The sequence below is a fragment of the Pedobacter miscanthi genome, assembly GCF_003315595.1.
In the GTDB taxonomy this organism is placed as follows: domain Bacteria; phylum Bacteroidota; class Bacteroidia; order Sphingobacteriales; family Sphingobacteriaceae; genus Pedobacter; species Pedobacter miscanthi.
Genome location: NZ_QNQU01000003.1, coordinates 311,667 through 326,253 on the forward strand (window position 1 = coordinate 311,667; position 14,587 = coordinate 326,253).

At 44.2% G+C, this 14,587-nt stretch carries 2 protein-coding genes; both read left to right on the top strand.

Features of this window, described 5'->3' with window-relative positions:
* The first annotated feature begins 66 nt into the window (after nucleotides 1–66).
* Nucleotides 67–13,536, top strand: coding sequence for an Ig-like domain-containing protein (locus tag DRW42_RS05080; protein WP_113947743.1), 13,470 nt, complete (start codon nucleotides 67–69; stop codon nucleotides 13,534–13,536).
* A 37-nt stretch (nucleotides 13,537–13,573) separates the two neighbouring features.
* Nucleotides 13,574–14,575: a PorP/SprF family type IX secretion system membrane protein gene (locus DRW42_RS05085; protein WP_113947744.1), complete on the top strand. Its 1,002-nt coding sequence runs from the start codon at nucleotides 13,574–13,576 to the stop codon at nucleotides 14,573–14,575.
* Nucleotides 14,576–14,587: the final 12 nt, after the last annotated feature.

Genomic DNA, 14,587 nt, shown 5'->3' on the forward strand with positions numbered 1-14,587 from the left:
CCCTTGAAAAAACATTTACCTAACAGCAGCATTACCACATAGTAAGTCTTCTAAATTACGCCTGACATGATGAAAACCCGTACTCCTTCATCCCTAAATGGGATATTCCGCAATACCTGTATTGCACTCATCATTCTATTAACGCTCTTCCACTCGAAATCGTATGCGCAAACTAAAATTTTTGCAAATACCGTATCTGCGCAAAGCAGGGTCGATAATGCGAACAACGCAACCTTAAACGATAATACGTTTGCTTCGGTAAACTCTTATGGTGGAGTTGCAGTTGGCATTGGCGCTTATAGCGGTGAGCTGGAACTCAAATATCCCGCATCAGTTGCGGCCGGAACCACCTCTTATATCCGAATAGATTTTGATGGTGATATCCTGAACAGGCTACTGGGCGGAAGCCTGGGTACCCTGCTGGCAAATGTTGGCGGAACGGTGATTCTTGGGAACCACTCTTTCCAGGTAGGTGCCAGAAATGGTGCTACGGCAGTTCCTCCACTGGGTGGTAACAGTGTAGACGGCTTTTCATCAGATAATTTAAGACTGGTTAAAGATGCCAATGGTTTCTTTTACTTGGCGATAACGCCAACACAGGCTTACGACAGGGTGTACATTAAAGATGTTACCAATGCCGTTTTACTGGGTGTTAGCAATAGTACCAAAGTTTATTATTCATATTATGTTTCTGGTACCGATCCCTGTGCACAGGCATTTACCACAGGTTTTGAAGGTACAGGCATTACACTCGATGCCCTGCAATTGGGCAGTTCGGGCGTAACCAATAGCGAAAGGGCTATTGATGCAGATCCGAATAATTTTTCTCAATTAAGTTTAGGTGTACTTGGCGTAGCTTCATCGGTTAGCCAAAATTTCTATTTTACAACACCATCAAATCCTGGTGATGATATTAACCTCAGGTTTAGTTCTACGCAGGCATTGCTAACACTGGGACTTCTCCAAAACGTTTCGGTAACAGCGTATAATGGTGGTACGCAGGTATACACCACTTCGGCAGCTTCGCTGTTAAATTTAGATTTACTAGGTTTATTAAATAGCGGCCAGCCGGTAACGGTACCATTTTCTCCGGGAGCAAATGTGGTATACGACCGTGTTAAGGTTACATTGGGCTCGGTTTTAACTGTAAATGCTACACAAACGATTAATGTTTATGGTGTTACACGCTCTGCGGCCAGACCAACTTTTACGGCTCCGGCAAGCAATGCAATTGCTACCTGTTATAACAGCACAGTACCTTTAACCGCTACCACCGCAAGTACCAACGAACTGATCTGGTACGATGCTATTGAAGGCGGAACAGCATTACAAACTGTTGCTTATAACGGTACTTTTACAACACCGGCATTAACTGCCAATAAAACCTATTATGTTGCTGCCAGACGAATTGGCTGTACAACAGAATCTACAAGGGTACCAGTAGTAATTACAGTTAACCCTCAGATTATATTTAACGGATCAACCCTAACCAACGCCACTCCTGGTTTTGCCTACTCTAAACAACTGGATGTAGCTACAGGTGGTACGGCAGGTTATACTTATGCTTTAGCAGCAGGCAGTACATTACCGGCAGGTTTAACTTTATCTTCAACCGGTGCAATTACCGGAACACCAACTGTAGCCAATGCCTACACTTTTTCTGTTGTAGCAACTGATGCTAAAGGATGTAAAGCAACCGCAACCTATAATTTAACGGTAACCGCTGCTTTGGTACTTACCCCGGGAGCATTGCCTGATGGTATTACAGGCACAGTTTACCCCACGCAGACCATTCCGGCTGCAACAGGTGGAACCGGACCTTATACTTACAGCGCAACAGGCGTTCCTCCGGGATTAACCTTTAACCCAACTACAAGAGAAATTACCGGAACACCAACCCAGCCCGGAACTTATACTATTCCGGTTACAGTGGTTGATGCAAATGGCAATACCCTTGTTTCAAACTATACTATAAAAATTACTGATCCGTTAGTATTGCCTACAGCTACTTTGGCTGATGGTACAACCGGAACAGTATATACCACGCAGATTATCCCATCTGCAACGGGTGGAACCACGCCTTATACTTATTCGGCAACTGGTCTTCCTCCGGGTTTAACTTTTAACCCGGCTACCAAAGCCATTACAGGTACACCAACCACCGCCGGAACTTATACCGTACCGGTTACGGTAACCGATGCTGATGGAAAAACGGTAACAACCAATTATACCATCAACATCAACAACCCGTTGGTTTTACCAGCGGCAACTTTACCTGATGGAACTGAAGGAGTAGTGTATGCTACGCAAACTTTACCAGCTGCAACAGGTGGTGTTGGTCCGTATACTTATGTAGGTACGGGTTTACCTGCCGGATTATCATTTAATACCACTACAAGAGAAATTACCGGAACGCCAACTCAGGCAGGTAATTATAGTATTGGTGTTACCGTTACCGATAGTCAGGGTAAAACAGCCAGCAATACTTATACTGTTAAAGTAAATGGTACATTAACTTTACCTACAAGAACATTACCTAATGGAATTGTGGGTACATCTTATTTACCACAAACTTTACCTGCGGTAACAGGTGGCGTTGGTCCTTATACTTATGCGGCTACCGGCCTTCCTCCGGGATTAACCTTTAACCCAACTACAAGAGAAATTACCGGTACGCCTACGCAGGGTGGTAACTATACTATTTCTGTAACGGCAACAGATGCTAACAACAATAAAGCAACTACTACTTACGCATTGGCAGTTACTGTAAATGCTCCGGTTGTGGCTTCGGCAACAGTATGTACCGGAAGTACAGCAACTTTAACGGTTAGTAATCTTCAAACCGGTGTTACCTATAACTGGTATGCTTCTACAGGAAGTACACCTTTAGTAACGGGTAATAACGGAACTTTTGTAACCCCTGCGGTTACTTCGGCAACCGTATTTTATGTTGAAGCTGTTTCTGGAACAGCAGTAAGTGCAAGAACGTCGGTAACCGTTTCGGTTAACCCACCTGCAACTTTAGCTACGGTAACCACAAACAACCAGATCATCAACTCCGGACAAAGCACTACTTTAAATGCAACTGCTGATGCAGGAAATACCATTGCCTGGTTTGATGCTCCAACAGCAGGAACACAGGTAGGAACCGGAACTTCGTTTACTACCCCGGCTTTAACTGCAACCAAAACTTATTATATAGAAACCACCAGTACCAACGGATGTAAAAGCGCAAGCCGCGTTCCGGTAACTGTAACCGTAATTAACGGTGGTGGTGCAACTGCATGTAATGCAGCTAATAGTCAGAACACCGGTATTAACGGTATCTGCTTATTGTGCTCGGTTAGTGGTGCAGGTAACTCAACAGATGCAAACACAAGCAACTTCACCAGAATTTCACTTGCTGTAGGCGTTACTGCAACGGGTTATCAGCAATTAATATTCCCTTCAGTTGGCGTAGCTACTGATAGTATCCGTTTAGATTTAGCCTTACCAACCGGTTTAGCCGATGTTGGTCTTTTAAATAACGTAACCATTACCGTATTAAATGGCACTACCGTTGTAAGAACTGTACAACTGGGCGGTGGATTATTAAACCTTCAACTTTTATCCGGTAACCGTTTTGCAGCAACTGTTTTGGCAGGTGGTGCATACGATAGGGTTCAGGTAAGTTTCGGTGCATTGGTTTCGGCTTTAACCAGCCTTGATATTTATGGTGCAACTGTTGTTTATCCTAATCCAACATTTATTTCAGGTTCACAATCAATTTGCTCCGGCGGTTCGGTAGCATTAAGTGCAACTGCAAACGGAGGTACAACCTTAGCCTGGTTTGATGCCCCAACAGGCGGAACACAGGTTGGAACCGGTGCAAACTTTACTACACCAGCCTTAACAACAACTACAACTTATTATGTTCAGGTAAGCAAAGGTAGCTGTTCTAATACCACAAGGGTTCCGGTAACCATTACCGTTAATCCGGCAATTGTGTTTGCAGGCTCAACATTAACCAATGCTACAATTGCAGCCGCCTACAGCAAACAACTTCCGGTAGCAACAGGCGGTACACCAGGTTATACCTACGCTTTGGCTGCAGGCAGCACCTTGCCTGCCGGCTTAACTTTATCACCAGGCGGCCTTGTAAGTGGTACACCAACTGCTACAGGTAACGCAACCTTCGATGTGGTGGTAACCGATACGAAAAACTGTACTGCAACGGCAACCTTTACTTTAACAGTAACACCTGCATTGGCTTTAGCTCCTGGTGCATTGCCAAATGGTGTAACAGGCACGCCTTATACAACAAATGGAATTCCGGCTGCAACAGGCGGAACAGGTCCATACACTTATTCGGCTACAGGTCTTCCTCCGGGATTAACCTTTAACCCGGCAACGAGAGAAATTACAGGTACACCAACACAAGTTGGAACCTACACTATACCGGTTACGGTAACTGATGCCAATGGCAATACCATTACGGCTAACTATACGCTTAAAGTAACCGATCCTTTGGTTTTACCTGCAGCAACTTTGGCTAACGGAACCACTGGAACAGTTTATCCTACACAAACTATTCCTTCTGCAACCGGTGGATCAACACCTTATACTTATTCTGCAACTGGTCTTCCTCCGGGATTAACCTTTGATCCGGCTACAAGGGAAATTAAAGGAACACCTACACAGGCAGGTACTTTCACGGTACCGGTAACAGTTACGGATGCTGATGGAAAAACAGCAACCAATAACTATACGATTACAGTTGTTAATCCTTTATTGTTGCCAGCAGCTACTTTACCTGATGGAACAGAAGGAACAGTATATGCTGCCCAAACTTTACCTGAGGCAACTGGTGGTGTGGGTCCGTATACTTACGTGGCAACCAACCTTCCGGCAGGCATAACCTTTGATCCTGCTACCAGACAAATTTCGGGTACGCCTACACAGGCCGGAAATTATGCTATTGGTGTTACCGTTACGGATAGCGAAGGCAGAACAGCCAGTAACACTTATGCGCTTAAAGTAATCGGCGTATTAACTTTACCAGGTGCCACTTTACCTAATGGTATTGTAGGTACTCCATATCCAACACAAACCTTACCAGCGGTAACCGGCGGAACAGCACCATATACTTATCTGGCAAGCGGTCTTCCTCCGGGATTAAGCTTTAATACCGCAACAAGAGAAATTACAGGAACACCATTGTTAGGTGGAACTTTCACTATTTCTTTAACTGCAACAGATGCAAACGGAAACAAAGCCACAACCGCTTATAGCTTAACTGTAACGGTTAATGCACCAGTTGTTGCGGCAGCAACAGTATGTGCTGGCAGCCCTGCTAGTTTAAGCGTAAGCAACCTGCAGGCAGGTGTAACTTATAACTGGTATGCTTCTACCGGAAATACACCTCTGGCTACCAATAATACAGGTGTGTTTGTAACACCTGCGATAACTGGTCCAACTGTTTATTATGTAGAGGCAGTATCCGGAACTGCAGTAAGTGCAAGAACTGCCGTAAACGTTTCAGTTAATCCACCGGCAACCCCTGCAACTGTTACCACAAACAGCCAGGTAATTAACGCTGGTCAGTCTACTACTTTATTGGCTACCGCCGATGCAGGCAATACCATTCAGTGGTACGATGCTGCAACAGGTGGTACACAGGTAGGTGCTGGTAGTTCATTTACTACTCCGGTACTTAATGCAACCACAACTTATTATGTAGAAACAACCAATGCAAACGGCTGTAAAAGTGCAAGCCGGGTGCCGGTAACTGTAACCGTATTAAACAATAATGGCGGTACGGCCTGTAACGCTGCAAATTCGCAAAACTCTGGTATCACCGGAATCTGCTTATTGTGTGGTGTAACCGGTGCCGGCAACTCTACTGATGCCGATCCATCTAACTTTACCCGAATTTCACTTTCGGTAGGTGTGGGTGCTTCGGGTTACCAACAATTGATTTTCCCTTCAGCTGGATCAGCTACCGATAGCATCCGTTTGGATTTAGCCTTACCAGGTGGTTTATTGGATTTAACTGCTTTGGGTAATGTTACTGTAAACGTATTAAACGGTACTACGGTTGTTAGAACAGTTCAGTTAAACTCAGCATTATTAAATCTGCAGTTACTTTCGGGTAACCGTTTCGCTGCAACAGTAGCAGCAGGCGGTGCTTACGATAGGGTACAGGTAAGCTTCGGTGCATTGCTTTCGGCAGTAACCAGCTTGGATGTTTATGGTGCAACCGTAATTTATCCTAACCCAACAGTTACAGCTGGCTCGCAGACTATATGTGCCGGCAGTACTGCAACTTTAACTGCAACCGCAAACGGTGGTACTACTTTGGCCTGGTTTGATGCCCCTACGGGTGGTACACAACTGGCCGCTGGAGAAACATTTACTACACCAGCTTTAACTGCTACCACCACTTATTATATCCAGGTAAGCAAAGGTACCTGCGCAAATGTAACCAGGGTTCCGGTAACTGTTACCGTTACTCCGGCATTACCTACACCGGTACTGGCAACTATTGCCAATGTTTGTGAAGGCTCGTCGGCAACGTTATCAGTTGCTAATCCTGATCCGGCAGTAACTTACAAATGGTACGATGCCGCAACAGCTGGGAACTTAGTGTTTACCGGTGCAGTATTTCAAACTCCGGCTTTAACGGCTGCAACTACTTATTATGTAGAAGCATCGCAGGGTAACTGTACAAGTGCTGCACGTGCTGCCGCAGCGGTTTCCGTAAATCCACGTCCGGCATTACCTGTGGTAACTGCAAGTTCATCAACAGTAAGTGCAGGTCAAACCGCAATTTTAACAGCAACTTCTGCTGATCCAACCAATACTTTCAATTGGTATACTTCTAATACTTCAACTACGCCGGTTTATGTTGGTGCTACGTATGTTACACCTCCATTATTGGCTACCACAACCTATTATGTAGAATCGGTTTCTACCAATGGTTGTACTTCGGCCAGCCGTGTACAGGTTACCATTACAGTTGATGGCAACGGATCGCCAAATCCGGTACCTTGCGAGGCAGCAACTACACAGGTTAACGGTGTAAATGGTGTAGCCTTATTATCAGGTGTATTTAACCCTGCGCTGGCCATCGATAACGATACTCAAACTGCATCATCATTGGTAATGCCAGTTGGCGCACTAGGTGCTTCGGTTTATCAAAGGGTTGGTTTCGGATCATTGTCTAAAGTGGGCGATACCGTACGTGTACTGGTATCATCGCCAGGAAAATTATTATCACTTGCGTTATTGGGCAACGCTGCAATTACCACCTATGTGGGAAGCAACAGCAATGGCGATACGCATTTATTAAACGATAACTTAATCAATATTCAGTTGTTAAGCGGCAATACACAGGCCTTAATCACTTTTGTTCCAACAAATGTTTTTGACGGGATAGAGGTAAGGTTAAACTCAGGTTTGTTGGGTGCTTTAACATCAATCAACTTAAATTACGCACAACGTATTTTGGTGGCTCCAACAGTAACAGCTGCTAATGTTACCTCTTGTGTGGGTTCTACTGCGCAGTTGCAGGTTAGCAATCCATCAGCAGGTTTAACTTACAGATGGTACGATGCAACGGGTACTTACCTAAGCGGTAAAGACGGTATCATATTTACCACACCGGCTTTAACCGGCGACACCAAATTCTATGTTGCAGCAGTTTCTGCAACAGGTTGTGTAAGCTACAAAACAGTAGTAAATGTAACTACAAACCCGGCTCCGGTAACACCTGATTTACTTTCGGCATCGGTTAATACCTGCCCTAATACATCGGTTACCTTCCAGGTTAAAAACCCGGTTGTAGGTACAACTTACAACTGGTACGACACGGCAACTTCAACTACCGTATTGTTTACCGGTGATAACTTTACCACGCCGTTAATTACTGCCGACAGAAGTTATTTTGTGGCAGCGGTAAACAGCTGTGGTGCTTCATCAGCCAGAACAGAAGGTAAAATTGTACTTGGAACAATTGATGTTCCGGTAATTACACCTCCATCGATCACCATCAGTGAAGGTTCTGTTGCGGTATTAAAAGCAACTTCAAGTACAGCAGGCGCAACCATTAACTGGTACACTACTGCGAACGGAACTGTTCCGGTATTTACAGGTGAAACTTATGTAACACCACAATTAAGCACTACTACAACCTATTATGTAGAGGCAACAGTTGCCGGCGGATGTACTGCAACCAGCAGGGCAACGGTAACTGTAACGGTTGTTCCTAATGGTAACCCAGTAGTTACACCATGCGGTGCCGCTACAACAACAGTGGCAAGCGGTGTAACGGGTGTAGCAGTATTGGCAGGCGTTTATAACCCTACTTTTGCGGTTGATAACGACATCAATACAGGATCCAGCCTGGTTATTCCGGTAGGATTATTAGGTGCATCTGTTTATCACCAGCTTGGTTTTACAGGATTATCGAACGTAGGCGATACTTTAAGGGTGAAAATTACCACTCCTGGTACATTGCTTTCGGTAGCGGTATTACCTAACTTAACGGTAACAACTTTCCAGGGTACAACCAGCAATAACGATGCAGTTTCTGTATCCAATCCGTTAATCAGCCTAAAACTATTAGCGGGCGGAACATCGGCCATATTAACTTTCGTACCAACCATCAGATTCGATGGAGTAGAATTGAGGTTAAACTCAGGTCTGCTTGGCGCATTAACATCTGTTAACCTGGATTATGCACAAAGGGTAATTACAACTCCAACCGTTAATGCAGCTACAGCAAGTGCATGTCAGGGTTCATCTGCAACATTAAGCGTGCAGAACCCGCAGGCTGGCGTAGTGTACAAATGGTACCTGGGTGCCACTTATCAGGCAGGAAAAGACGGACCAACTTTTACAACCGATCCAACTTTAACTGCTGGTACTTATACTTATTCGGTAACCGCAACAGCTAATGGTTGCGAAACTCCGGGAACCAATGTTGTGGTAACTATTCTGCCTCCACCGGTTGTACCGATACCATCAACAACCAACCCGGCTACAACCTGTATCAATACTCCTGCTACTTTAAGTGTACAGGCAGTTGCAGGCTTAACCTATAACTGGTATGATGCAGCAGTTGGCGGAAACTTATTGGTGACCAACAACAGCAGCTTTACAACATCTGCATCACTTGCAGCAGGCACTTACGATTATTATGTAGAAGCACTAAGTGGCGCAGGTTGTTCAAGCTCAACCCGTACTAAAATTTCAATCACAGTTAATCCATCGGCATTACCTGCTGATTTAACGGTAACCGGAACTACATCATTATGTGCATCTGGTACAGCCGTACTTACTGCAACCAGCACAACGGTAACCAATCCGGTGTTTACCTGGTACAGCGATGCTGCTTTAACGCAGGTAGCTTTTGTAGGTGCAGTATTTACTACACCGGCTATAACGGCAACCACCAAATATTATGTTACCGTTAGCGGAACAAATAAATGTGCCAATACAGCTGGCAATGCAAAAGAGGTTACCATCACGGTAAATCCTGTTGCGGGTCCAACTGATATTAACCTTGCCGGAACCAGTACAATTTGTGGTGGCTCAACAGTTACTTTAACTGCAAGCAGCACAACGGTAACCAATCCGGTATTTACCTGGTACAGCGATGCTGCTTTAACAACAGTGGCATTTACCGGTGCCAGCTTTATTACTCCGGCACTTAGTGCAACCACTACTTATTATGTAACGGTTAAAGGAGATAACAAATGTGAGAACACAGCAGCAACAGCAAAATCGATAACCATTACGGTTAATCCTAAAGCTACTGATGTTGACATCGCCATCAACGGCATTACATCAATCTGTAAAGGCTCTACCGCTTCGCTGTCTGCTTCAACCACAACAGTAATCAACCCGGTATTTACCTGGTACAGTGATGCAGCTTTAACTACGGTAGCATTTAGCGGAGCCAGTTTCACTACTCCTGCACTTAATGCAACCACTACTTATTATGTAACCGTAAGGGGTGATAATAAATGTGAGAATACACCGGCCAACGCTAAAGTTGTAACTGTAACTGTTAAGGACTTTGCTACCGCTGCTGATATTGCAGTAAGCAATGCCCAGATCTGTTCAGGTTCTACTGTAATGTTAATGGCATCGAGTACAACGGTAACCCAACCGGTATTTACCTGGTACAGCGATGCATCATTAACCAGTGTGGTATTTACTGGTCCAACTTTTACAGTAACCGGTTTAACCGCTACTACCACTTATTATGTAAGTGTTAAAGGCGCCAACAAATGCGAAAATGCTGCGGCCGATGCCAAAGCAGTAACTGTAACGGTTAATCCTTTAGCCACTACAACCGATATTATTGTTAACGGCAGTACAACAGCCTGTGCAGGTTCATCAGCAGTATTAAGTGCAACATCTGCAACAGTAACCAACCCGGTATTTACCTGGTACAGTGATGCAGCTTTAACCAATGTAAGTTTCATTGGTGCTACATTTACTACCCCGGTACTTAATACAACTACCACTTATTATGTAACTGTAAAAGGTGATAATAAATGTGAAAACGCACCAGGTACAGCAAAAGTAATTACCATAACAGTTAAACCGGTTTCAACCGCTGCCGATATTACTGCTAATGATGCAACCATCTGTTCAGGATCAGGTACTACATTGGTAGCCAGTACAACAACGGTTACTAACCCAATATTTACCTGGTATAACGATGCCGCTTTAACTTCGGTAGCTTATGTAGGTACATCATTTGTAACCCCGGTATTAACTGCAACAACCAAATACTATGTTACAGTAAGAGGCGATAACCAATGTGAAAACTCGGGTATCACCGCAAAAGTGGTAACAGTTAACGTTAATCAGTCTGCAGTTGCCGCCGATATTACTTTATCTACACCAACACTGGTATGTGGATCGGGTACTGCGGTAATCAATGCCAGTTCGACAACAGTAACCAACCCGGTATTTACCTGGTACAACGATGCCTCTTTAACAAGTGTAGCCTTTACCGGCCCAATATTTACCACACCGGTATTAACGACTACAACAACTTATTATGTAACCGTTAAAGGCAGCAACAAATGCGAAAACTCAGCAGCAAATGCAGTGGCAGTAACCATTAAGGTTAACCCTATAGCAGTTGCGAGCGATATTATTGTAAACGGATCAACAAATGTTTGCGGAGGATCTGCTACAGTATTAACAGCCAGTAGCACAACGGTTACCAATCCGGTATTTACCTGGTACACCAATGCAACTTTAACTAATGTGGCTTTTGTTGGCGCAGTATTTACAACACCAACATTAACCGCTAACACTACTTACTATGTAACAGTAAAAGGTGATAATAAATGCGAAAACAGTGCAGCAACGGCTAAATCTGTAAACATTGTGGTTAACCCTGTTGCTTCGGCAAGCGATGTTACTGCGGCCGATGCAAACATCTGCGCAGGTTCATCAGCTAGTTTAGTTGCCAGCACTACAACAGTAACCAACCCGGTATTTACCTGGTACAGCGATGCTGCCTTAACAACTCCGGTATTTACAGGTGCCACATTTAACACACCGGTATTAACTGCAACAACTAAGTATTACCTCACAGTAAAAGGTGATAACAGATGCGAAAGTTCTGCTGCAAATGCTAAAGTGGTTACCGTTAATGTAAATGCGGTAGCAACAGCAGCCGATATTACTTTATCTACACCAGCATTGGTATGCGGATCGGGTACTGCGGTAATCAATGCGAGCTCAACAACAGTAACCAACCCGGTATTTACCTGGTACAATGATGCTTCATTAACAAGTGTCGCCTTTACCGGCCCATCATTTACCACACCTGTATTAACTGCTACTAAAACTTATTACGTAACAGTTAAAGGCACAAATAAATGTGAAAACACCCCTGCAAATGCTGCAACCGTAACGATTAAGGTTAATCCGGTTGCCATTGCTACAGATATCACAGTAAATGGATCAACTTCAGTTTGTGCAAGTACAGCAGCAACACTTGCTGCAACAAGCACAACGGTAACCAATCCGATATTTACCTGGTACAGCGATGCTACTTTAAATACAGTAGTATTTACAGGTCCGGTATTTACTACCCCGGTTTTAACCGCAAATACGACTTATTACGTAACGGTTAAAGGTGATAACAAGTGCGAAAGTTCTGCAGCAACTGCAAGAGCGGTAGCCATTACAGTTAATGCCTTACCAAATAATCCTGTTGTATCTGTTCCAAACGGAGGTATATGTGCAGGTGATGGTGCAACACTAACAGTAACCAATGCACAGGCAGGTGTTACTTACGAATGGTACAACGCAGCGGCAGCAGGTAACCTTTTGTTTACCGGTACAACCTATAATGTTACTGCACTTACCGCTACAACTGATTACTATGTGTTAGCCATCGGTACAGGTGGTTGTAACAACAACGGTGGCCGTGTTAAAGTAACGGTTACTGTAAATACAAAACCTACAGTACCAACGGTAGCTTCATCATCGGTTAGTGTTTGTACCGGTAGCCCGGCAGTATTAACGGTTACCAATCCACAAACAGGTGTAATTTATAACTGGTATAGTAATGCAGCAGGTGGAGCACCTGTTGGAACAGGAGTAAACTTTACAACACCAGCTGTTACCGCAAATACTACATATTATGTAGAAGGAGCAAATGGAAGCTGTACATCAACATCAAGAACACCGGTTAATGTAATTGCATTACCAGTGCCGGTTGCACCAGCATCTGTAACAGCAGCAAACGGAACACTTTGCGCAGGCAGCACAACCATATTAACTGTAAATAATCCGGTAGCCGGATTGGTATACAGATGGTATGCAGCAAGCTCTAACGGTCCGGTACTGGCAGAAGGCATAACCTTTACCACACCAGCCTTAAACGCTACAACGATCTACTATGTAGAAGCAGTGGCAGTAGGTGGTTGTGCAAGCCCAACCAGAACAGCTGTTACAGTAACTGTACTTCCTGTACTCGACAGACCAGCAGTAACGGTACAAACCTCAACACCAAACAGCATCACCTTTGCGTGGCCTGCGGTTACGGGTGCTACGGCTTACGAAGTATCGCTGGATAATGGATTAACGTGGATTAACCCAACAAACGGACCAACCGGAACAAGTTACCTGGTAACCGGCCTTAAACCAGATCAAAGTGTAAGCATTTTGGTAAGGGCTAAAGGTCAGCTCGATTGCCAAATCAGTGCAAATGGTTCGGTTACCGGTAAAGCAACCAATCCGCTTGGAGACCAGGTTTACATACCAAATGCATTTACACCAAATAACGACGGTAAAAATGATATATTCTTAGTCTATGGCAATACCATATCAAGCGCCAAAATGAGTATTTACACTCAATGGGGTCAATTGATATTCCAGTCAGATAACGTAGCTAACGGATGGGATGGAACTTTCAAAGGGGTAAATCAACCGATCGGGGTTTATGTGTACATGGTTGAAATTACCTTCAATAATGGAACAACATCATTGAGAAAAGGTACAGTAACGCTGATTAGATAAGAAGAGGATTAATAATAAACAGATAAAATCAAAGACCATGAAAATACTATCGGCTTTAAAAATATATGTTGGGGTACTAGGTTTACTGCTGTGTACAGCTAAGTCCTTTGCACAAACTGATCCGCACTTTTCGCAATACTATGCCAACCCCTTATACCTTAACCCGGCTTTAACGGGGGTTATCGATGGCGATTACCGTGCAACAGTAAACTTTAAACAGCAGTGGAGTGCACTTAACAGCTCATTCTTAACCGGTGGTGCATCTTTCGATATGGCGCCGAAAAAGAACTTCGCATTTGGTGCAACCATTTTAAACCAGAGGGCAGGGGAGCTTGATTTTAACTACCTGTCGGCCCTGGTATCCGGTTCGTACCGTTTAAGGTTTGGTGCCGAAGGTTTGCAGATGGTGAGCTTCGGTTTACAGGCCGGTATCATCAACCGCAGTTTCGATTTCTCGCAGGCCAGATTTGGTAACCAGTTTAATCCGGTTACAGGTTATGATGGCGGGATGATGAGTGGCGAAACACTGTCTTCGCAATCATCATTGGTACCTGATGTAAATGCCGGTGTGATGTTTTTCGATGGTAATCCTAACAAAAACGTAAACATATTTTTAGGTGCAAGTGCAGCCCACCTTACACGCCCTATGGATCGTTTCTCGGGTACAAACTCACGTATCCCTGTTCGCTTTACGGCTCATGGAGGCGCAAGGATCAAAGCTTCGCAATTATTGGATATTGTTCCCAATGCCTTATTTATGTCGCAGGGTAATACCAACGAAGTTTCAATAGGTGCCTATGCCCAGCTTAATGTTAATCCATCGGCAAACATTTTGTTTGGTGGTAACTACCGTAATAAAGATGCTGCCATAGCCTTTGTTGGCCTGCAGCTAAAAAATATGGTTTTCGGATTAAGTTATGATATTAATACCTCTACCTTCAACAGGGCATCGAACAGCAATGGTGGTTTAGAGCTTTCAGTATCACTAATAGGCCGAAACGGAATTATTGGTCCAAATTTCTTTTGTCCACGCTTATAATTATTCTGATGA